Below are 20,927 nucleotides of genomic sequence, written 5' to 3'. Positions count from 1 at the left end.
GGGTCGGAAGCCGTTTGTTTAGGCTTCAACTTGTTGGCTCCACCATAGACCCGTTTCGTTCAAAGTTCAACCATGCGTGCCGAGGGTCCGCCGAACGGCCCCGGGAAGCACCCGGGCGGCCCTCGTCGGCGGGGCTCCCGCCGAGGGCTCTCCGCTTCGGGCTTCCCGCTTCGGTTGGGGCGAGGGCGGGGCGATTTCCTGTCCGCGTCGGCCCCGCCGCGGCCGGATACCCTTCGAAGGTCCGTACCGCGTGACCACCGGAGGCCCGTCGATGTTCGTCCTGCACGCGCTCTGGCGGGCGGACGGGCGGCTGGCGCTCTGGGCCGAGGATGCCCGGGCCTACGAATCCGGGCACGAGCCGGCCGACCGGCCCGCCCCCCGGGCCCACGGCTACGCCCTCCCTGCCGGTGACCTGGCCACCCTGATGGGCGGTATCGGCCCCGGCCTGGGCTGGTTGGCCGGGCAGGCCCCCGAGCGGTGGTCCACCCTGCTGCTGCCCACCGCCGGCGGGCGGCCCGCGCCCTCTCCCGACCTGCCGGTCACGCCCCTGCGCGGGGCCGCCACCCTGCAGCCGTGGCGGGTGCCCGCGCTGCTGTTCGACGCGGGTGCGGCGGCCCAGCTGCTCGGTGAGGTGTTCGACCCGCACTGGGCCGTCACCGGCGCCGAACTCCCCGGCACCGGCCGGGTCGAGGTCACCTACGGCCCTTCGCTGCGCTGGCTCACGGGCGTGCACGACCTCGCCTGGCGGACGGTCGGCCGGGGCCGGGTGCTACCGGTGGCGGTGCTGGAGGGCGGCGCCCCGCACGCCCGCTGGCAACCGGACCCGGGCCCGGCCGAGCGCCGTGAGGCCGCTGCCCTGGCGGCGGGCTGCCCGCCGGTCGGCCGGGGCGAGTGGCCGGTCGGCGGCGCGTCCGGCCGCGATCCGGAGGAACTGCTGGCGGCGGCCCTGACCGCCCTGGTGGACGCCGAGGCGCGGGCCGCCCTCGCCGACGCGCCCCCGGCGCCGCTGCGCCCGTCCGCCAGTGCCCGCCCGGGCGCCGCCGAACGCTGGCTCGCCGCCCTGTCCGCACCGGACGGCCGACTCGCCCCCGCACCGGAACCCGCGCCCGACCCCGCCCCGGAGCCCGGCCGATCCGGCACCCCCGGCGACGGCGCGGACGACTTCGCCGAGCTGCAGCGCCGGCTCGCCGCCTGGTACGCCGCCGCCGAGCCCGCAGAGCCCCGACTGCGGCTCTGCTTCCGACTGTTGGAGCCACTCGGTCCCGACCCGGACGACCCCGAGGGGAGCCCCTCCGACGACCACTGGCAGGTCGAGCTCCTGCTCCAGGCCGTCGACGAGCCCTCCCTGCTGGTCCGGGCCGCCGACCTGCACGAGGGCGGCTCGTCGCTGGCCGCCCTCGCCCGGACGGCGGAGGACCCGGCCGGCGTCCTGCTGTCCGAGCTGGCCAGGGCCGCCCACCGCTGGCCCGCCCTGGACGGGCTGCGCCACCGGGCCCGCCCGGCGGCGCTGACCATCGACCGGGCCGGTGCACTCGACTTCCTGCGCACCGCCGCCCCCGTCCTGGCCGAGTCCGGCTTCGGGGTACTGCTGCCCGCCTGGTGGCGCCGCCGCCCCCGGCTCGGGCTCGCCCTGCAGGCCACCACGCCCCCCGCCCCCGGCTCGCTCGCCGTCGCCGCCCAGGTGGACCGGGACGCGGTGGTCGCCTTCCGCTGGCAGGCCGCCCTCGGCGACGACGCCGACCCGCTCACCGAACAGGAGCTCGCCGACCTCGCCGCCGCCAAACAGGGCCTGGTCCGGGTGCGCGGCAGGTGGATCGAGGCCGACCCCGCGCAGATCGCCGCCGCGCTGGCCTTTCTCGCCCACCGCCGCGACGGAGTGGTGTCCACCACGAGCCTGCTGCGCACCGCCCTCGACCCCGAGGCCACCGTGGCGGGTCTGCCGGTCACCGCGGTCCGGGCGACCGGTCCGCTCGGCGACCTGCTCGCCGGGCGTACCGCCGCGGCCCCCGCGACCGTGCTCCCGGCCGACTTCGGCGCCACCCTCCGCCCTTACCAGGAGCGCGGGTTGGCCTGGCTGCGCGGACTCGCCGGACTCCGCCTCGGCGCCGTCCTGGCCGACGACATGGGCCTCGGCAAGACCGTCCAGACCCTGGCCCTGCTCGCCGTGGAACGGGCCGAGGGGGCCGCCGGGCCGACCCTGCTGGTCTGCCCGATGTCCCTGGTCGGCAACTGGCAGCGGGAGGCCGAGCGGTTCGCCCCCGGCCTGCGGCTGTACGTCCACCACGGCTCCGGCCGCCTCGCCGAGGACGAACTGCGCGCCGCCGCCGAGGGGGCGGACCTGGTCGTCACCACCTACGGCCTGGTCCAGCGCGACCTCGCGGCGCTGCGCGCGGTCCGCTGGCGCCGCGTGGTCGCGGACGAGGCGCAGCACATCAAGAACCTCGGCACCGCGCAGTCCCGGGCGATCCGCGCGCTGCCGGTCACCGTGCACCGGATCGCCCTGACCGGCACCCCGGTGGAGAACCGGCTGGCCGAGCTGCACGCCGTCCTGGACTTCGCCAACCCCGGCCTCTTCGGCTCGGCCGAGCGCTTCAAGGAGCGCTATGCGATCCCGGTCGAACTGCACCGCAACCCGGACCTCACGGCCGAACTCCAGCGTCGCACCGGCCCGTTCGTGCTGCGACGGCTCAAGTCCGATCCGGCGGTGGCGGTCGAGCTGCCCGCCAAGCAGGAGATGACCGTCTGGTGCAACCTCACCGCCGAACAGGCCGGCCTCTACCAGGCCGTGGTGGCCGACCTGTTGCAGCGGGTGCAGGGCATCAAGGGCGTGCAGCGGCGCGGCACCGTGCTGGCGGCCATCGGCAAGCTCAAGCAGGCCTGCAACCACCCGGCCCAACTGCTGCACGACGGTTCGGCGTTGGGTGATCGATCGGGCAAGGTGGCCCGACTGGAGGAGATCCTCGCGCAGGCCCTCGCCGACGGCGACCGCACGCTGGTCTTCACCCAGTACGCGGAGTTCGGCGCGATGCTCCAGCCGCACCTGGCCCGCCGGCTCGGGGAGGAGGTGCTCCACCTGCACGGCAGGGTGTCCCGGGCGCGCCGCCAGGAGCTCGTGGACCGCTTCCAGTCCCCGGACGGGCCACGGGTGTTCCTGCTCTCGCTGCGCGCGGGCGGTACCGGCCTCAACCTCACCGCCGCCAACCAGGTGGTGCACCTCGACCGCTGGTGGAACCCCGCGGTGGAGGAGCAGGCCACCGACCGGGCGTTCCGGATCGGGCAGCGCCGGGACGTCCAGGTCCGCCGGCTGGTCTGCGTCGGCACGATCGAGGAGCGGATCGACGAACTGCTGGCGGGCAAGCGCGCGTTGGCCGAGGCGGTGGTGGGGGAGGGGGAGCAGTGGCTGACCAGGCTCTCCGCCGAGGCGCTGCACGAACTGGTCGCCCTCTCCCGGGACGCGGTGGCCGAGGAGGAGGAGCTTTGACCGGGCAGCCGGAGCAGCCGGAGCAGCCGGCGTCGGACGACACCGCGGCCGAGACGGTGACGGTCGCCGACTACTGGCGCGGCGCTTTCACCCTGGGGGCCGCCGGGCCGGACGACCCGGAGGAGCCTTCGCTGCGACGCCTCGGCCCGTCCGGGATCACCGTGCGCGGCAGCGACCTCGCCGACCTGCTGGCCCCGGCCTACGTGCACTTCCGGGCCTGAGGCCGCAGGGGCGCTCCGGGTGGGCCGGTCGCACCTTCGGCCGGGCTGTCCCCGGATCCCGGTGCGGTAGCGTCGCCCGGGTGACGGACACCCCCGAGGCCCAGGTCCAGGCCGCGCTCACCCTCATCGCCGGGACGGGCGATGCCCCCGGCCGGGCTTGACCCTCGACCTGGTCGAGACCCGAGAGTCCCCGGTATGGAGAGCGATCTGCGCAGCATCGGCGAACTGGCCCGCGACAGCGGCCTCGGCGTCAGCGCGCTGCGCTTCTACGACGGCGCCGACGTGCTCACCCCCGCCTGGGTCGACCCGCAGAGCGGCTACCGCTGGTACGGGCCCCGGCAACTCGCCGACGCCCGGCTGCTCTGCCGGCTTCGGCGGGTGGGCCTGCCGCTCGCCGACATCCGGGCCGTGCTCGGTGCGGCCCCGGGCTCCGGGGCCGCCCACCGCGTGGTCGACGCGCATCTGCGCCGACTGGAGGACGGCCTCGCCGACGCCCGCCGTGAGCTCTCCCTGATCCGAGCACTGATCGACCAGAGGGAGAACCCCGTGACCGCCACCCCCACCGAACACCGCTTCACCGTCGCCGCCGAGGAGCTGGCGGCCGCCCTGGACGCCGTCCGCTTCGCCGTCGGCCACGATCCCGGGATGCCGGTCCTGGCCGGTGTGCTGTTCGACCTGGACGGCGGGGTGCTGCGCCTGGTCGCCACCGACCGCTACCGGCTGGCAACGGCCGAACTGCCGGTCCGCGGTGCCGCGTTCGAGCCCGGTGCGGCGAGCGTGATCGTCCCGGCGGCGCTGGCCGACGGCATCCGCGCCCTGCTCGGCGCGGGCGCCGAGGAGGCGGAGCTGACCCTCGGCACCGGCCTGGTCCGGGCCGAGACCGGCGGCCATCGGATCGAGGGCGCCACCCTGGACCACGACTACCCCGACTACCGCCCGCTGGTCCGCGTCGACCCGGGCCGCCGGATCGGCCTGTCCGCCCCCGAGCTGCGCCGCGCCGTCGAGTCCGGGGCCACCCGCAGCCTGCCCTCCGGTCCGCACGGCGCCGCCTGCGAGGTCACCGTGCTCGCCGTCGACCACGGCGGCCGCCTCACCGTCGCCCCGGCCGACGAGGGCGCCCCGACCGACGACGGCCTCCGGGTGGCCGTCAACCGCGACTTCCTGCTGGACGCCCTCCGGGCCGGGGCCCCCGAGCAGCTCGTGCTCGAACTCGGCGGCCCCATCGCACCGCTCGCCATCCGCACCCCCGGCCGGGACGGCACCTTCTCCCTGCTGATGCCGATCCGGATCCCCCAACCCGCCTGACCCCCGAGCCCGAAGCCGCCGCAGGCCGTGGCCGTGCTACTCCTCCGGCCTGCGGCGGGCGAGGTGCACGGTCAGGTCGGCGTCCAGCTCGACCGTGCCGGGAAGCACCTCCCGGATCCGGCGGAACACCTGCTCCCGGTCTGCGGCCGACAGGATCAGGTAGGCCGAGACGGTCGACAGGTGGTCCATGTACTCCTGGGCGGTCATCGTGAGCGGCCGTTGGATCTCCGCCTGCCGCACGTCGGTGAACCACTCGGACTGCTGGAGTTCGGTGCCCGGCCACTGCATGGCCTGCTCCGGCGGCGTGCCGTCAGGGGACGGGATCTCGTCGCTGTCCAGGAAGGGCGGTCGGGCCTGCTGGACGGCCCGTGCCAGCTCCAGGTCGGCCAGCCGGACCGGGCCGGCGAACGAGGCGAACACGCCGCCGGGCGCCAGCAGCGCCGCCATCCGCGGCCAGCGGCCCACCGGCGGCCGGGTTCGTCCAGTGCAGAGCCGACGCCGCGTAGACCAGCCCGTACCGCTCGCCCAAGGGAAGCTCCTCGAATGCGGCCCGCTCCGTCCTGACGTCGGCCGGCACATGCCTGCGCAACTCGGCGAGCATCGCCTCGTCGGGCTCGGTCGCGGTGACCGCGACCCCGCGCCCGGCGAACAGACGCGTCGCCTTGCCGGTTCCGGCGCCGATCTCCAGAGCGGTCCGCACCGGCCGACCCGCATATTCCAGCACCAGATCGAGGAGCTCGACCGGATACCCCGGGCGGACCCGGCGCGTTTGCTGCTGCTAGCACCGTGCTTGCATTTGCAAGCAGCGTCGGGCAGGGTGGTGGCATGGCCTCACTGAATGTCGGTTCGCTGGGCGAGTACATCCGCGAGCAGCGGAGGAACGCGCAGTACTCGCTGCGGCAGCTGGCGGAGGCCGCCGGCGTGTCCAACCCCTACCTCAGCCAGATCGAGCGAGGGTTGCGCAAGCCGAGCGCGGAGATCCTGCAGCAGATCGCGAAGGCGCTGCGGATCTCGGCGGAGACGCTGTACGTCCAGGCCGGGATCCTGGAGGAGCGGCGGGGCGAGGGCCTGGAGCTACGGGCCTCGATCCTGGCCGATCCGCTGATCAACGAGCAGCAGAAGCAGGCGCTGCTCGCGGTCTACGACGCCTTCCTCAAGGAGAACGCCGCTCACCAGGACGCGGCGTCCGACGGCCCCCAAGCCGACGGCCCGCAAGCCGATGGCCCAGAAACCTAGACACCGGGAGGACCGGCCATGCCGATCACGGACGAGATCAAGAAGACCCTGAGCGACCCGACCCCGCTCTACGCCCTCGCAGGTGCGGGCGACCTCGCGTACGAGAAGCTGCGCGAGGTGCCGGGCAAGGTCGAGGCGCTGGCGGCGGACCGCAAGGGCACCCAGGAGAAGGCCACCGCCGCGCTCCAGGAGGCCCAGGCCCGGCTGGTCGAGGCTCAGGCGAAGGTGACGGACGGCGTCACGACGCTGCCGACCGACCTCAAGGTGCTGCAGGAGAAGGCCCAGACCTTCGCCCTCCAGCAGGTGGGCCGGGCCGTCGAGCTCGCGGTGAAGGCCAAGGAGGCCTACGACGAGCTGGCCGAGCGCGGCAAGGGCGTCGTGGACCGGGGCCGACCGGGCGAGCTCGCAGAGCCGCAGCACGCCGACGCGAAGACCGGCTCGAAGACCGACGCGCAGGCCGACGCCAAGGCCGAGAAGGAGCCGATCGAGGCGGAGCTGGTCGAGGAGGACGCGGCCGAGGACGCGCCCGCGCCCGCGCCGAAGAAGGCCGCCCGCACGAAGAAGACCGCCGAGTAGCAGGCCGAGGCCGGTTGCGGCCCGGCCCGCCGGGGCACATCCGGTGAGCCCGGTACGTTGACCCCGTGCCGCCCGCAGCGCCGTGCCAGGATGGGCGGACGGGGTGCCGGCACAGAGACGAAGAGGAGGCCGTGATGGGCGGACTGGTCCAGTTGCTGGACTTGGACTACCTGAATCCGTTCTGGTGGTTGGCCATCGCCATCCTGGGCTTCAAGCTGTTCGCGCTTCTCGACGCCGCCACCCGTCCGGAGGACGGCTACCGGGCGGCCGACAAGAAGACCAAGGCGTTCTGGCTGGTCCTGCTGGGTATCGCGTTCGGGCTGGACCTGCTGTTCGGGGCGAACTTCCTGACCAGCTTCCTGACCCTCGGCGGCCTGGTCGCGGCGATCGTCTACATGGTCGACGTGCGTCCGGCGATCCGGGAGCTGACCAACCGGGGCGGCGGACGGGACGACCGGCGCAACATGGGGCCGTACGGGCCCTGGTAGACCGCCGGCCGTAAGGCAGGCAGCGGACAGACACAGGCATCGAGCCCCGGCGCGCGTGACGAACCGCGCGCCGGGGCTCGATGCCTGTCCGGTCCAGGTCAGCCCAGGATCAGCTGGACGGGGTTGCGCTCCAGCAGCAGCACCGCGACATCATCCGTCAGCGCGCCGCCGTTGAGCTCCTCGACCTCGGCGATGGCGCTGTCGACCAGTCGGCCCCTGGTCAGCCCGGCGGACTGGTGGTCGCCGATCAGATCGGCCAGTCCGTCCTGCCCGAGGCGGCGGGAGCCGGCGCCGACCCGGCCTTCGATCAGGCCGTCGGTGTAGAGCAACAGCCGCCAGCCGGGCGACAGTTCGATTCGCTGCGTGGGCCAGACGGCCTGGCCGTCGTCGCAGGGCAGCAGGCCGAGCGCGGGCCCGGCGAGATCGGCGGGGAGCATCACGGGCTTGCGGTCCCGGCTCAGCAGCAGCGGCGCGGGGTGGCCGGCCAGATAGAGCCGGGCGTACTCGGGGGCGCCGAGCGAGGTGAGTTCGCCGGGGCCCGCGCCGGGCTCGATGACCAGCATGCAGAGCGTCGCGAAGATCTCGTCGCTGCGCCGCTCGTGCTCCAGGACGTGCTGGAGGGTGGTCAGCAGGGCCTCGCCGGTGAGGCCGGCGAAGACGAGGGTGCGCCACGCTATCCGGAGCGCCACCCCGAGGGCGGCCTCGTCGGGGCCGTGGCCGCAGACATCGCCGATCACCACGTGGACGGTGCCGTCGTCGGTGCGGACGGCGTCGTAGAAGTCGCCGCCGAGCAGGGCACGGCGGCGGCCGGGGCGGTAGCGCCGGGTGAAGGAGAGGCCGGCGCCGTCCAGCAGCGGGGTGGGCAGCAGATGGCGCTGGAGCCGGGCGTTCTCCTGGCCGCGCAGCTCGGCCTCGACCAGACGGCGCTGCGACTCGTCGGCCCGTCGGCGCTCGACCGCGTAGCGCAGCGCCCGGGCCAGCAGCGGGCCGTCCGTCTCGTTCTTGATCAGGAAGTCCTGGGCGCCGGCCGCCACGGCGGCGGCGCCCAGCTCGGCTCCGGCGGCGTCGGTGAGCACCACGACCGCGGTGCGCGGGGCCCGGCGGAGCAGCTCGTGCAGGCCCTCCAGGCCGTCGGAGGCGTCCGAGGGGTGCGGCAGGTCGGCGGGGGCGGCGAGGTCGAGCAGGACGCAGCTGAAGTCGGTGCCGCGCGGGCGGCCGCGCCGGTTCCACGACGGGGCGGTGCCCAGCAGCTCGGTGGCCTGTTCCAGCCCGCGGGCCCAGTGGACCTCGATGGAGGTGCCGCTGTCGGCCACCGCGGCCTTGATCAGCTGGACGTCGGAGGCGTCGTCCTCGATCACCAGCAGCTTGAGCGGTGCGGCGGAGGGGGCGGGGCCCCTGGCCGGAGCGGAGGCGGGGGAGGGGAGGGCGCTGCCGGCGTTCGCCCGGGGGTGAGGTATCTGGGGGGTGACGGTGACGCGTCCCGTCGACTGCTCGGCGGGACCGGGCCGCTTGCGGGCATGGCCGGAGAGGGTGCCGTCGAGGGCGCCCGGCAGGTCTGCGGCACCAGGCACCCGCCCGTCTCCCGTTGCGGGCATCGGTTGATCCTCCCTTTCCCCGAGTGCGTAACGGTCGGAGTCCGTCCGCAGTGCCCGCCTGGCACCGTGCGTCGGGGAATGTCTCGCGACCATAACGTGATCTCCGGGGATTTCTCTGGCTGGCCGGCGCCGTTGTGGCTATTGCCACGCCGGTGGCGGTGTGATGGACGGACTGGGACAGCGGCCGAGCCCCGTACCGGCAGGCGCGGGGGCGGGCAGGAAAGGGCTGGATGATGGTGACGCGGATCACTCTGGTCAAGGGTGACATCACGGAACAGCAGGTGGACGTGGTGGTGAACGCCGCCAATTCCTCCCTGCTGGGCGGCGGCGGGGTGGACGGTGCGATCCACCGCAAGGGCGGACCGCTGATTCTGGAGGACTGCCGCCGGCTGCGCGCCTCGCACTGGGGCAAGGGCCTGCCCGCCGGGCAGGCCGTGGCGACGACGGCCGGGCTGCTTCCGGCCCGCTGGGTGGTGCACACGGTGGGGCCGGTCTATCGGGCGGAGGACTACGACGGCAGGGCCGAACTGTTGGCCTCCTGCTACCGCGAGTCGCTGCGGGCGGCGGTGCGGCTCGGCGCGAGCACGGTGGCCTTCCCGGCGGTGTCCGCCGGGGTGTACGGGTGGCCGCTGGAGGATGCGGCCCGGATCGCGCTCGGCACCGTCGCCGACCTGGTGCGGGGTCGACGGCCGGGGGCGGAGGCGGAGCTGGAAGAGGTGCGGTTCGTGCTGTTCGGGGCGGAGGCGTACGGGGCGTTCGAGGTGGAGCTGCGCAGGTTGAACGAGGTCGAGCGGGGCGGTCTGGACGGTTGAGCGGCCGGTGCCCCGGGCGGCCGTGGTGGTGCCGCTCGGGTGTCCCCATGGTGGCGTGAGGGGGCGTCAACACGCCAGAGGTATTCGATAACTCGTTCGAGTGAATCCCCGGGCTCGCTCATCAGCTCCCGGGCCGGTCGGCCGCCCGTGGAGCGGCCCCGCGTCGGACCCGGCCTACGGTGCGAGCGCCGTCCAGGGCACCGTGACCTCGCCCTGCCGCCAGCGCCCGCGCGCGTCCACCAGCGGCCAGCTGCCCGCCAGCGCCGTGCACGCGGCCACCCAGCGCTGTCGGGCGCCGAACGCCCCGTACGGTGCGGCCGCCGCCCAGGCCCGGTCGAAGTCGCCGAGGAAGGCGTGCACCGGGCGGCCCGGCACGTTGTGGTGGATCAGCGCCTTCGGCAGCCGTTCGGCCAGGTCGGACGGCTGCCCCAGTCCGCCGAGCCGGGCCGCGAAGGTGACCGTCCGGGGCCCCTCCGGGCCGAGCGCGACCCAGACGTGCCGCCGACCGATCTCGTCGCAGGTCCCCTCGACCAGCAGCCCGTCCGGGGCCAGCCGGGCGCAGAGCCGCTCCCAGACCCCGGCCACCGCGGCCTCGTCGTACTGCCGCAGCACGTTGGCGGCCCGGATCAGCCCGGCCGGAGCGCCGCCGTCCAGCGGGACCTCGAAGCCGCCGCGGCGGAAGGTCAGCAGCGGCGGCTCGGCGTACGGCAGCGCCGCCGCGACCCGCTCCGGCTCGATCTCGATCCCCACCACCCGGACGTCCGGGCGCACGGCCCGCAGCCGCCCGGACAGCTCGACCGCCGTCCACGGCGCGGCGCCGTACCCCAGGTCGACGGCCACCGGCGGGCGGTCGGCGGAGCGCAGCGCGGGGCCCAGCGTGTGGGCGATCCAGCGGTCCATCCGACGGAGCCGGTTGGTGTTGGTGGTCCCGCGGGTGACCGTCCCCACCGGCCGCCCCGGGCGCCCTCGGGCAGGCGCGGCGGCGGCGTCGAAGGAGGCGGGCATGCCCAGAAGGGTACGCGGAACCCCGCCCGCCGCCCTCCGCCGGCCACCTCATGACGGGCACGCCGGGCGCCCGTACCCGGGGTGCGCCGGGAGCGCCCGCGCGGCTCCGCCCGCCCCGGCTCACCGCCCGGACCGGGCCCCGCCGCCCGCCCGCGCCATCTCGTCGGCCGGGACGGGAATGCCGATCGGTGACCAGGTGGTTGGCACACTGGTGGTGATGTGTGCCCGGACGGGGCAGCATGCCGCCGCGCCGCACCCCCGGCGAGGCGGTGCGGCATGGGCGGACGCGCACAGACCGAGCAGCAGACAGCAGGCTGCAGTGACCGGGCAGTACAGAGGAGGCTTCAGCCAGGTGATCCAGCACCCCGTCCGTCCGGTACGCCGTGCCCAGCCGAGCTCGCCGGCCCGCGGCCGGATCCAGTCGCTCGTCACGGGCCGCCAGCGCCGCCCGCGCCGGATAGCGATGCTCAGCGTCCACACCTCGCCGCTCCACCAGCCCGGTACCGGTGACGCGGGCGGCATGAACGTCTACATCGTGGAGCTCGCCAAGCGGCTCGCCGACCTCGACATCGAGGTCGAGGTGTTCACCCGGTCGATCTGCTCGGACGACGCCCCCACCGTCGAGCTCGCCCCCGGTGTCCTGGTCCGGCACGTCACCGCCGGCCCCTACGAGGGCCTGGTCAAGGAGGACCTGCCGGCCCAGCTCTGCGCCTTCACCCACGGGGTGCTGCGCACCGAGGCCGGCCACCGCCCCGGCCACTACGACCTGGTGCACTCGCACTACTGGCTCTCCGGCCAGGTCGGCTGGCTGGCCGCCCAGCGCTGGGGAGTGCCGCTGGTGCACACCATGCACACCATGGCGAAGGTCAAGAACGCCGCGCTGGCCGAGGGCGACACCCCCGAGCCGGCCGCCCGCGTCATCGGCGAGACCCAGGTGGTGGAGGCCGCCGACCGGCTGATCGCCAACACCACCGAGGAGGCCGCCGAGCTGGCGCTGCACTACGCGGCCCGCCCGGACCAGCTCGCCGTCGTCCACCCCGGCGTCAACCTGGACGTCTTCCGCCCCGGCGGCCCAGGCGCCCGGAGCGCCGCGCGGGCCCGCCTCGGCCTGCCGCAGGACGCCGCCGTGCTGCTCTTCGCCGGCCGGATACAGCCGCTGAAGGCCCCGGACGTACTGCTGCGCGCCGTCGCCGCACTGCTGGAGCGCCGACCGGAGCTGCGCGAGCGGCTGGTGGTGCCGGTGGTCGGCGGCCCGTCCGGCACCGGGCTGGCCCGGCCGGAGAGCCTGCACAAGCTCGCCGCCCAGCTGGGCATCGGGGACGTGGTCCGGTTCCACCCGCCGGTCGGCCAGGCCCTGCTCGCCGAGTGGTACCGGGCCGCGACGGCGCTGGTGATGCCCTCGTACAGCGAGTCCTTCGGGCTGGTCGCCCTGGAGGCGCAGGCCTGCGGCACCCCGGTGGTGGCGGCCGCGGTCGGCGGCCTTCCGGTGGCCGTCCGGGACGGCCACACCGGGGCGCTGGTGCACGGCCACGACCCGCTGGCCTGGGCGCACGCGCTGGAGCCGTACGTCACCGAGCCGGCCCTGGTGGCCCGGCAGGGCGAGGCGGCGGCCCGGCACGCGGCCGGTTTCGGCTGGGACACCGCGGCCGCGACCACCGCCGAGGTGTACGCCGGCAGCCTGGCCCGCCCGGCGGGGAGGCTCACCGGGTCCCGCCTGTGGCTGGCGTGAGCGTCCGCCGCCGGCGGTGACGCCCGTCCGGCGGGCCCGGTCGCTGCTGCGCCCTCCGGTACCGCCGAGTAACGTCACCCTCATGGCAATCCGCACCAAGGGCGAGGCCCTGACCCTCCTGCGCACCGCCCTGGACGACACCGGGGCGGCCTGGGAGCCGGCCGCCGCCGACCCGTACACGCTGGTCGTGACCCTCCAGGGCACCCGGAAGCTGAGTACCGCCTGCGCCCTGCGGGTCGGCGACCACACCCTCTCGGTGAACGCCTTCGTGATCCGCCGCCCGGACGAGAACCACGAGGGCGTCTACCGCTGGCTGCTGGAGCGCAACACCAGGCTGTACGGGGTCGCCTACGCGATCGACCCGCTCGGCGACGTCTACCTGGCGGGCCGGCTGCCGCTGGAGGCGCTCAGCGCGGACACCGTGGACCGGCTGCTCGGCACGGTGCTGGAGAACGCAGACGAGCCGTTCAACACGCTGCTGGAGCTGGGCTTCGCCTCGGCGATCCGGCGTGAGTGGGAGTGGCGGACCAAGCGCGGGGAGTCCACCCGCAACCTGGCCGCCTTCGCCCACCTCGCGGCCCCGGCCGGGGACCGGACCCCGGACAAGGCCTAACAGGCCGGGGCGGGCTTCACCCCGACGTCCGCCCCATCGATCGCTTCGGCGCCCGCCGCGGCCTTAGCCTCGGCGCCCGCCTCGGCCTGCGCCGGCCGGCCGGCCGCCACCGCGGAGGCCGTCGCCGCCCCGGGCCGCCGCCCCAGCACGGCGTAGCCCACCGCCGCGAGCGTGCCGCACGCCGCACAGGCGCCCCACATCACCCCGCTGCCCGCGTGCTCCAGCAGCACCCCGCCGACCGCCGGGCCGAGGAACGACGCCAGCGACCAGGACAGCGAGTAGACGCCCTGGTAGCGGCCGCGGGCATGGGTCGGCGACAGCTCCGCGACCAGGCCCATCATGGTCGGCGCGTTCAGGATCTCGCCGATCGTCCAGACCGCGACGGTGAACGCGTAGAACCACGCCGAGGAGCCGGCCAGCGCGGTCAGCCCGAACCCCCAGCCCATGAACAGCGCGCTGGCGACCAGCAGCGCCGTGCGGTTGCGCCCCTCCATCCAGCGGGTGAGCGGGATCTGCAGCAGCACGATCAGCAGGCCGTTGAGGCCGATCACCAGGCCGTACTGGGTGGCCGAGATCCCGGCCCGGCCCATGTCCACGGCCAGGGTGGTGCTGCCCTGCTGGGCGACCAGCGCGAGCAGCAGGGTGAGCCCGACCACCGCCATGAAACGGGTGTCCCGGAAGACCGTGCCGAGGCCGACGGTCGGCCGGTCGGCGGGGCCGGCCGGGGTGTCCGGCCGGGTCTCGGGGATCCGGACGAAGATCACGACCGCGCAGACCAGGGTGGAGAGCGCGTCCAGCAGGAACAGCGTCAGATAGCCGTGGGTGGCGATCAGCCCGGCGGCGGCCGCCGAGATGCCGAAGCCGATGTTGATCGCCCAGTAGTTCAGCGCGTAGGCGCGGACCCGGTCCTGGGCGGGCACGATGTCCGCGATGATCGCCGAGGTGGCTGGCCGGGTCGCGTTGTTGCACAGACCGACCAGGAAGGCGACCACGGCGATGGCCACCTGGCCGTCCGTGAACCCGAGCACCGCGGTGAACAGCGCGGTGCCGAGCTGGGCGGCGACCAGCGTGGGGCGGCGCCCGATCCGGTCGGTCAGGACCCCGGCACCGATCGACGCGATCGCCGCGCCGAGGCCGAACAGCGAGGCGACCAGGCCCGCGTACGAGGCCGAGTAACCGCGGTCGGTAGTGAGGTACAACGCCAGGAACGTCACCACGAACGCGCCCAGCTTGTTGATCAGGGTCGACGTCCAGAGCCACCAGAACTGCCGCGGCAGACCGCCCATCGACTCGCGCGCGGCTCTTTGGACACGGGCGAGGACGGGCAGGTGGGACGGCATGTCGGGCTCCCGGCGGCAGACTTCCGCTGAGCGGTACCGGTGGTCCCGGACAGCGGTCGTGGTAAGTGTCACAAGTGCTTTGCACACATTACACAGAGGGGGTGGTCCCGACCAGGGGGTTTTCCCCGCCTCCACTAAGCTGGGCGCCATGGCTGACACGACGTACCGACTCATCCTCCTCCGCCACGGCGAGAGCCAGTGGAACCAGAAGAACCTGTTCACCGGTTGGGTCGACGTCGACCTCAACGAGAAGGGCGAGAAGGAGGCCGCACGCGGCGGCGAGCTGCTCGCCGCCGAGGGCTTCTTCCCCGATGTGGTGCACACCTCGCTGCTGCGCCGCGCCATCCGCACCTCGCAGATCGCCCTGGACAAGGCCGACCGGCACTGGATCCCGGTCAGCCGCAGCTGGCGTCTGAACGAGCGCCACTACGGTGCCCTCCAGGGCAAGGACAAGGCCCAGACCCTGGCCGAGTTCGGCGAGGAGCAGTTCCAGCTGTGGCGCCGCTCCTACGACACCCCGCCGCCGGTGCTGGCCGACGACGCCGAGTACTCGCAGGCCGGTGACGCCCGCTACGCCGACATCCCGAGCGAGCTGCGTCCGGCCACCGAGTGCCTGAAGGACGTCGTCGAGCGGATGCTCCCGTACTGGTACGACGCCATCGTCCCGGACCTGGCCGCCGGCAAGACCGTCCTGGTCACCGCCCACGGCAACAGCCTGCGCGCGCTGGTCAAGCACCTGGACGGCATCTCCGACGAGGACATCGCCGGCCTCAACATCCCGACCGGCATCCCGCTGGTGTACGAGCTGGACGCCGACTTCAAGCCCGTCGCCAAGGGCGGCCGCTACCTGGACGCGGACGCCGCCGCGGCCGCCATCGAGGCGGTCAAGAACCAGGGCAAGAAGTAAGGCCCGACACTGCTCAGGCCCCGCTCCCCGGATATCGGGGGGTGGGGTCTTTGTCGTTCAACTCCGCTGCGGGGGTGGGTTGTTGGCTGCTGCAAAAGTGGTTCAGACCATTGACGGCCCCGGTGGCGGCTCCTACCGTGTGAGCACCGACCTGGCGCAGGCATGCCAGAGGTCGTCCCCAAGACCCCTGGTCCGCCGCACCCCCACGCGCGCGTGACTGCGCCCGGCGCACTCTCCATCCACCCCCACGGAGGAGCACCATGCGCAAACGTCATATCGTCGGGGCGGCGCTGGCCGCGCTCGCGGTACCGCTCACGCTGGCCCTGCCGGCCCAGTCGCACGGCTACATCACGACCCCGCCCAGCCGGGCCGCGCTCTGCGCGGCCGGCACCGTCACCGGCTGCGGTGAGATCCAGTGGGAGCCGCAGAGCGTCGAGGGCCCGAAGGGCTTCCCGACCAGGGGTCCGGCCGACGGCGCCATCTGCGCCGGAGGCAACTCACGGTTCGCCGAGCTGGACGCCCCGCGCGGCGGCAACTGGCCCACCACCGCGGTCACGGCGGGGCAGCAGCTCACCTTCACCTGGAAGTTCACCGCGCGGCACGCCACCACGAACTTCAAGTACTACCTCACCAAGGCCGGCTACAACGCGGCCCAGCCGGTGACCCGTGCGAGCCTGGAGCTCACGCCGTTCCTCACCGTCCCCTACAACGGGACGCAGATCCCGAGCACGGTCAGCCACAAGGCCGTGCTCCCCGGCGGCCGGACCGGTCACCAGGTCGTGGTCGCGGTCTGGGAGATCGCCGACACCGGCAACGCCTTCTACTCCTGCACCGACGTGAGGTTCTGACCGGGCCGGATCGGAGCCCGGCCCCGCAGCCGGACGGGGGCCGGGCTCCGGGGTGCACGACCGTCTCCCACGGCGGCCGTGCACCACGGAGCCTGCCTGCGGTAACCGGCCGCCGGCGTCAGTGGCCGCAGCAGCCGCCCGTGGCGCCGCCGCACTGGCAGGGCGCGCCGGACTGGCAGCCGCAGCCGCAGCCCGGGCCGCAGCCGCAACCGGCCGCGAGGACCGGCAGCAGCTTCGGAGCGGGCGGCTCTACGGTGTCGTGTGCCGGTGTCGGTCGGGTCGGGTTTGCCTTCATCGCGCTGGACCCTCCTTGTGACGGGCACACTTCGGTGCCTACGGCATCGAGTGAAACCGCCGAGCGGACGGAGCGTCAACGGGCGCGCAGTGGTGGGGCACCCGAGATGCCGTGCGCCCTCACCACCCCCCGCCCGAGGTTTACCCGCGGCCGGGGGCGAGGCCCCCGCCCCGACGAACCCCGACGAACCCCACCGGGCCGCCCGCCCGCTCCCTACGGGCCCGCCGCGGCGTTCACTCCGCGGCGGCGGCCGCCTCCGAGGAGGCCACGAACTCGTCCACGTGCTCACCGGTCACCAGGTACACCACGCGCTTGGCGACCGACACCGCGTGGTCGGCGAAGCGCTCGTAGTAGCGGCCGACCAGGGTGACGTCCACCGCGGTCTCGATGCCGTGGTGCCAGCGGTCGTCGATCAGGTGCGCGAACAGTTCGCGGTGCAGCGCGTCGATCGCGTCGTCGTCCTGCTCCAGCTCCAGCGCCTTGTCGACGTCCTTGGTGGCGATCACCAGACCGGCCTTGGCCACCAGCCGCTGGGCGAGCTGGCCGAGCTCCAGGACGGTCGCGTGCAGGTCGCTCGGCACCGCCGACTCGGGGTAGCGCAGCCGCGCCACCTTGGCCACGTGCCGGGCGAGGTCGCCGCAGCGCTCCAGGTCGGCGCTCATCCGCAGCGAGGTGACGACGATGCGCAGGTCGGTGGCGACCGGCTGCTGGCGGGCCAGCAGGTCGATGGCCCGGTTCTCCAGCTCGTGGTGCAGGTCGTTGACCTTCTGGTCGGCGGCGATCACGCTCTCCGCCAGCTCCAGGTCCGCGTCGAGGAGTGCCGTGGTGGCCCGCCCCAGGGCCGAACCGACCAGCCGGGCCATCTCGACCAGGCTGTCGCCGATCGAGTCGAGTTCCTCGTGGTACGCGTCGCGCATTGCTCTCTCCTCAGTAGCTGTGTCGGTGGCGGTGCCGACCGGTCATCCCGGACGACCGTCGGTACGGCGTTCGAGTGACCGCTGCTGGTGGCGCGAATGCTACGCGCGCACCGGGGCGACGGACGGCTGTTCGGCCCGCCACCCTCTCCCACACGGGCTGCGTGGCCAACTCTGGGCCGTCCGGGCGACCACGCACGACCCGAGCGGTGAATCGGCAGCTACGTGGAGGTGAATTCTCGGCAACGTGCGGCCGATCCCTTGATCCGACCCAGGGGGAGCGCCCGCACTGTGCGCTTAGGCTGGCGGTATGGACGTGAACGTGGCCGCCGCCGCTGCCTGCGCCATAGCCGGGCTCGGCGTCGGCCTCACGGCCTCCATCGCATTCCGCTGGAGCGAGCGCGAACAGGCCCGGGGCAGGTACAGCGGCACCAGCGGCAAGAACAGCGGTCGGCAGCAGACTCTGGGCGCCGGCCCCCAGGAACCCCCCCTCCCGCCGGGGGTCGACACCGTACTCTCCGTGCTGCGCTCCTGCGCGATCGTGCTCGGCGAGGGCGACGAGGTGGTCAAGGCCAGCTCCGCGGCGTACGCCATGGGCCTGGTCCGCGGCGGCGCCGTCGCCGTCGACCAGATGCTCTCGCTGGCCCGCGCCACCCGCCGGGACGGCGAGATCCGCCAGGTCGAACTGGAGGTGCCCCGCCCCGGCGCGGCCCGCGCCGCCGAACCGCTCGCGGTGTCCGTCCGGGTCGCCCCGCTGGGCTCCCGGCTGGTCCTGGTCCTGGTCGAGGACCAGACCGACCGCCGCCGGGTCGAGGCGGTCCGCCGCGACTTCGTCGCCAACGTCAGCCACGAGCTCAAGACCCCGGTCGGCGCGCTGTCGCTGCTCTCCGAGGCGGTCGCCGACGCGTCCGACGACCCGGAGGCCGTCCAGCGCTTCGCCGGCCGGATGCAGATCGAGGCGACCAGGCTGGCCAGCCTGGTCCAGGAGATCATCGACCTCTCCCGGGTCCAGGACGACCGGCTGATGGTCGACCCGGAGCCGGTCGCGGTGGACGAGCTGATCGCGGAGGCGATCGACCGCTGCCGCCAGCAGGCCGCCGCCAAGCAGATCCTGATCGCGGCCGGCGGCATCGCCGGCCTCTACCTGCACGGCAACCGCGGCCAGCTGGCCGCGGCGCTCGGCAACCTGGTCGAGAACGCCGTCAACTACAGCCCGCCGCGGACCAGGGTCGCGATCGCCACCCGCCGGATCTCCAGCGCGGCCGCGCTCGGCGAGGCCGACGGCGAGCTGATCGAGATCTCGGTGACCGACCAGGGCATCGGCATCTCCGAGAAGGACCGCGAGCGGGTCTTCGAACGGTTCTACCGGGTCGACCCCGCCCGCTCCCGGCAGACCGGCGGCACCGGCCTCGGCCTCTCCATCGTCAAGCACGTGGCCGCCTCGCACGGCGGTACCGTCTCGGTGTGGAGCGTCGAAGGCCAGGGCTCCACCTTCACCGTGCGCCTGCCCGCCGGCCAGGCGCCCGACGCCGAGGCCGGGACCGCCGTGTCCGCCGCGTCCGCCACCGCCCCCAAGACCCTCACGGACCGGACGGCCACCACGGGCCGCCCGGACCGCCCGCTCCCCACCGGGGAGCCCGCAGCACCCCTGTCAGACACAACCCAGCAGCTTGCCCCGGAGGCCTGATCGTGACCCGAGTACTGGTGGTCGAGGACGAGGAGTCGTTCAGCGACGCCCTCTCGTACATGCTCCGCAAGGAAGGCTTCGAGGTGGCCATCGCCGCCACCGGCCCCGACGCCCTGGAGCAGTTCGAACGCAACGGCGCCGACCTCGTCCTGCTCGACCTGATGCTGCCGGGCCTGCCGGGTACCGAGGTCTGCCGCCAGCTGCGGGTGCGCTCCAACGTCCCGGTGATCATGGTGACCGCCAAGGACAGCGAGATCGACAAGGTCGTCGGGCTGGAGATAGGCGCAGACGACTACGTCACCAAGCCGTACTCCACCCGCGAGCTGGTCGCCCGGATCCGCGCGGTGCTGCGCCGGCGCGGCGAGGCCGACGGTGTCGGCGACAACGGCGGCGGCCCGGGCGCCCTGGAGGCGGGCCCGGTCCGGATGGACGTGGACCGCCACGTGGTGACGGTGGACGGCGCCAAGGTCGACCTGCCGCTCAAGGAGTTCGACCTGCTGGAGATGCTGCTGCGCAACGCGGGCCGGGTGCTCACCCGGATGCAGCTGATCGACCGGGTCTGGGGCGCGGACTACGTCGGCGACACCAAGACCCTGGACGTCCACGTCAAGCGCCTGCGGGCGAAGATCGAGCCGGACCCGGGCGCCCCGCGCTACCTGGTCACGGTGCGTGGCCTGGGCTACAAGTTCGAGCCGTAAACCGCCGCGGCCGACCGCGGCACACGGCGAAGGCCCCCCTCCGGTATCCGCCGGAGGGGGGCCTCCCCCGTGTGGTGCCCGGCCCCGAGGGGCCGCGCGTCAGTGCGTGGCGGCGGCCGTCGAGGCGCTGCCGGACGGCGTGGCCGCACCGGTGGAGGCGGTGGCCGGGGCGGCCGAGCCGGAGGCGGCGGGCGAGGCCGGCGCGGACTTGGACGGCGCGGCCGCCGGGGAGGCGGTCGGGCCGTAGCCCTTGTAGATGCCCTTGTTCGGGCTGACCGCGGCCTCGGCCGCGACCTTGTCGCCGCTCTTGAAGGCGAACGTGGTCGGCACGAAGCCGCCCACGCTCAGGGTGGCCGAGGCGACCTTGGCGGACGGGTTGCCGTCGCCGCCCAGCAGCACCGCGCCACCGGCCGGCACGACGATGCCGGTCAGCGGGGCGCCCTTCTCGTCGGCGAAGGCGGCGGTCGCGCCGGCGCCCACCGTGATGGACGCCAGCTCGACCGGCTCGGTGCCGCTGTTGCTGATGTTCACCGTCACGTTGGCGGGGCCGGTGTGCTCGCCCGAGGACTCGTCGCCGGTGACGACGACGATGTTGTTCAGTCGGAGGTTCGTACCGAGCGTCGCCGAGGCGTTGTCCGGCTTGATCTCCAGGGTCTCCGGCGAGTTGCCGGTCGCGCAGGAGGACAGCGAAACGATGGCCAGGGCGGCGAGGGCGGCGATGCTGCCGCGTCGAAGGCTGCGGCTCACGGCGGCGGCTTCTCCTAAAGGTAAAGGTCACGTGTCGGGTGGTCAGGTCTCAGATTATCGACCTCGCTTATGCGCTCTTCACGGGGTGGGTCCCCGTGTCGCGCTCCCGGCCCCTGCCCGGCGCCCGTACGGCCGCAGTTCCACGTGTTCAGGTCAAGCTTTGACCCGGGCGCGCCGACCGGCGGCACGGTCGGGTAATGCCCGCGGAACCGCTGCGGCGGCGCGCCCGGAGTCGACCAAGATCGGATCACGATCGGGAAACGGCCCGATAAACGGTGAAAACTCAAGATCCAATCACGGTTTCGGGAGTGTTGCCGCAGGTTTCGGCGGGCGCCGGAACCGCCTCCGACCTGCGGGAAGCCTGCGTCGAACACTGGTCGCAGCACGTCATGGGGGTCCTTGTCAAGCCCCGAGACCGGCCCTGACCTGC

At 74.0% G+C, this 20,927-nt stretch carries 19 protein-coding genes and 1 pseudogene; 13 read left to right on the top strand and 7 right to left on the bottom strand.

The window, feature by feature from the left end; genetic code table 11:
* Positions 1–250: 250 nt before the first annotated feature.
* From ACIGZJ_RS12040 to ACIGZJ_RS12030, 3 genes are all read left to right on the top strand, one after another.
* Positions 251–3,481, top strand: coding sequence for a DEAD/DEAH box helicase (locus ACIGZJ_RS12040; RefSeq protein WP_396457056.1), 3,231 nt, complete (start codon positions 251–253; stop codon positions 3,479–3,481).
* Entirely contained in the window at positions 3,478–3,702 is a 225-nt protein-coding gene (locus tag ACIGZJ_RS12035) for a hypothetical protein (protein WP_396457055.1), read from the top strand. Before ACIGZJ_RS12040 ends, ACIGZJ_RS12035 begins: the two co-directional genes overlap by 4 nt.
* A 195-nt stretch (positions 3,703–3,897) precedes the next feature.
* Positions 3,898–5,007, top strand: a complete 1,110-nt coding sequence (locus ACIGZJ_RS12030) for a MerR family transcriptional regulator (protein ID WP_396457054.1) — start codon at positions 3,898–3,900, stop codon at positions 5,005–5,007.
* Positions 5,008–5,043: 36 nt separating this feature from the next.
* Here ACIGZJ_RS12030 and ACIGZJ_RS12025 read toward each other — a convergent pair whose 3' ends face one another.
* Both ACIGZJ_RS12025 and ACIGZJ_RS12020 read right to left on the bottom strand, forming a co-directional pair.
* Positions 5,044–5,472: a hypothetical protein gene (locus ACIGZJ_RS12025; protein ID WP_396457053.1), complete on the bottom strand. Its 429-nt coding sequence runs from the start codon at positions 5,470–5,472 to the stop codon at positions 5,044–5,046.
* 67 nt (positions 5,473–5,539) lie between these two features.
* A pseudogene (locus ACIGZJ_RS12020) lies at positions 5,540–5,707 on the bottom strand (class I SAM-dependent methyltransferase); the annotation flags it as partial.
* 125 nt (positions 5,708–5,832) lie between these two features.
* Here ACIGZJ_RS12020 and ACIGZJ_RS12015 point away from each other — a divergent pair.
* The 3 genes from ACIGZJ_RS12015 to ACIGZJ_RS12005 all read left to right on the top strand — a co-directional run bounded on the left by ACIGZJ_RS12015 (position 5,833) and on the right by ACIGZJ_RS12005 (position 7,307).
* Positions 5,833–6,243, top strand: a complete 411-nt coding sequence (locus ACIGZJ_RS12015; protein ID WP_392937173.1) for a helix-turn-helix domain-containing protein — start codon at positions 5,833–5,835, stop codon at positions 6,241–6,243.
* A gap of 18 nt (positions 6,244–6,261) precedes the next feature.
* Entirely contained in the window at positions 6,262–6,819 is a 558-nt protein-coding gene (locus tag ACIGZJ_RS12010) for a hypothetical protein (RefSeq protein WP_396457052.1), read from the top strand.
* A 134-nt stretch (positions 6,820–6,953) separates the two neighbouring features.
* A complete protein-coding gene (locus tag ACIGZJ_RS12005) occupies positions 6,954–7,307 on the top strand; it encodes a DUF2516 family protein (protein ID WP_392937178.1) in 354 nt (117 codons plus the stop codon).
* Between the two features lie 98 nt (positions 7,308–7,405).
* Here the strand turns inward: ACIGZJ_RS12005 and ACIGZJ_RS12000 are convergent, their stop codons facing one another.
* Positions 7,406–8,902, bottom strand: coding sequence for a SpoIIE family protein phosphatase (locus ACIGZJ_RS12000; protein WP_396457051.1), 1,497 nt, complete (start codon positions 8,900–8,902; stop codon positions 7,406–7,408).
* Positions 8,903–9,135: 233 nt separating this feature from the next.
* Here ACIGZJ_RS12000 and ACIGZJ_RS11995 point away from each other — a divergent pair, with 233 nt between their 5' ends.
* A complete protein-coding gene (locus ACIGZJ_RS11995) occupies positions 9,136–9,714 on the top strand; it encodes an O-acetyl-ADP-ribose deacetylase (protein ID WP_396457119.1) in 579 nt (192 codons plus the stop codon).
* Between the two features lie 174 nt (positions 9,715–9,888).
* Here ACIGZJ_RS11995 and ACIGZJ_RS11990 read toward each other — a convergent pair whose 3' ends face one another.
* Complete coding sequence (locus tag ACIGZJ_RS11990; RefSeq protein ID WP_392937183.1) at positions 9,889–10,719, bottom strand: class I SAM-dependent methyltransferase; 831 nt, start codon at positions 10,717–10,719, stop codon at positions 9,889–9,891.
* Positions 10,720–11,134: 415 nt separating this feature from the next.
* Between ACIGZJ_RS11990 and mshA the strand changes: the two genes are divergently transcribed.
* Complete coding sequence (gene mshA, locus ACIGZJ_RS11985) at positions 11,135–12,448, top strand: D-inositol-3-phosphate glycosyltransferase (protein WP_396457118.1); 1,314 nt, start codon at positions 11,135–11,137, stop codon at positions 12,446–12,448.
* A gap of 82 nt (positions 12,449–12,530) precedes the next feature.
* Complete coding sequence (locus tag ACIGZJ_RS11980; RefSeq protein WP_396457050.1) at positions 12,531–13,061, top strand: YbjN domain-containing protein; 531 nt, start codon at positions 12,531–12,533, stop codon at positions 13,059–13,061.
* Here the strand turns inward: ACIGZJ_RS11980 and ACIGZJ_RS11975 are convergent.
* On the bottom strand, positions 13,058–14,347 hold the full coding sequence (locus tag ACIGZJ_RS11975) for an MDR family MFS transporter (protein WP_396457049.1): 1,290 nt from the start codon (positions 14,345–14,347) through the stop codon (positions 13,058–13,060). The genes ACIGZJ_RS11980 and ACIGZJ_RS11975 overlap by 4 nt on opposite strands.
* Positions 14,348–14,549: 202 nt before the next feature.
* Between ACIGZJ_RS11975 and ACIGZJ_RS11970 the strand changes: the two genes are divergently transcribed.
* Together ACIGZJ_RS11970 and ACIGZJ_RS11965 are read left to right on the top strand one after the other, a co-directional pair.
* Positions 14,550–15,308 carry a phosphoglyceromutase gene (locus ACIGZJ_RS11970; protein ID WP_392937191.1) on the top strand — a complete coding sequence of 253 codons (759 nt, stop codon included), beginning with the start codon at positions 14,550–14,552 and terminating at the stop codon, positions 15,306–15,308.
* 260 nt (positions 15,309–15,568) lie between these two features.
* Positions 15,569–16,156 carry a lytic polysaccharide monooxygenase gene (locus ACIGZJ_RS11965; protein ID WP_396457048.1) on the top strand — a complete coding sequence of 196 codons (588 nt, stop codon included), beginning with the start codon at positions 15,569–15,571 and terminating at the stop codon, positions 16,154–16,156.
* A 528-nt stretch (positions 16,157–16,684) separates the two neighbouring features.
* Here ACIGZJ_RS11965 and phoU read toward each other — a convergent pair.
* Positions 16,685–17,368 (bottom strand): phosphate signaling complex protein PhoU, encoded by a 684-nt coding sequence (phoU, locus tag ACIGZJ_RS11960; RefSeq protein ID WP_392937196.1) that lies wholly within the window; start codon positions 17,366–17,368, stop codon positions 16,685–16,687.
* Between the two features lie 307 nt (positions 17,369–17,675).
* Here phoU and ACIGZJ_RS11955 point away from each other — a divergent pair, with 307 nt between their 5' ends.
* Both ACIGZJ_RS11955 and ACIGZJ_RS11950 read left to right on the top strand, forming a co-directional pair.
* Positions 17,676–19,052: a sensor histidine kinase gene (locus ACIGZJ_RS11955; RefSeq protein ID WP_396457047.1), complete on the top strand. Its 1,377-nt coding sequence runs from the start codon at positions 17,676–17,678 to the stop codon at positions 19,050–19,052.
* Positions 19,053–19,054: 2 nt separating this feature from the next.
* On the top strand, positions 19,055–19,750 hold the full coding sequence (locus ACIGZJ_RS11950; protein ID WP_392937202.1) for a response regulator: 696 nt from the start codon (positions 19,055–19,057) through the stop codon (positions 19,748–19,750).
* 99 nt (positions 19,751–19,849) lie between these two features.
* Here ACIGZJ_RS11950 and ACIGZJ_RS11945 read toward each other — a convergent pair whose 3' ends face one another.
* The gene (locus ACIGZJ_RS11945) at positions 19,850–20,497 is read right to left on the bottom strand and encodes a DUF461 domain-containing protein (RefSeq protein ID WP_396457046.1); all 648 of its coding nucleotides are present in this window, start codon (positions 20,495–20,497) and stop codon (positions 19,850–19,852) included.
* Positions 20,498–20,927: the final 430 nt, after the last annotated feature.

It is taken from the genome of Kitasatospora sp. NPDC052868, assembly GCF_044547105.1.
GTDB lineage: Bacteria > Actinomycetota > Actinomycetes > Streptomycetales > Streptomycetaceae > Kitasatospora.
Note: the sequence above shows the minus strand (reverse complement) of the source record. Positions and strands in the feature narration are given on the sequence as shown.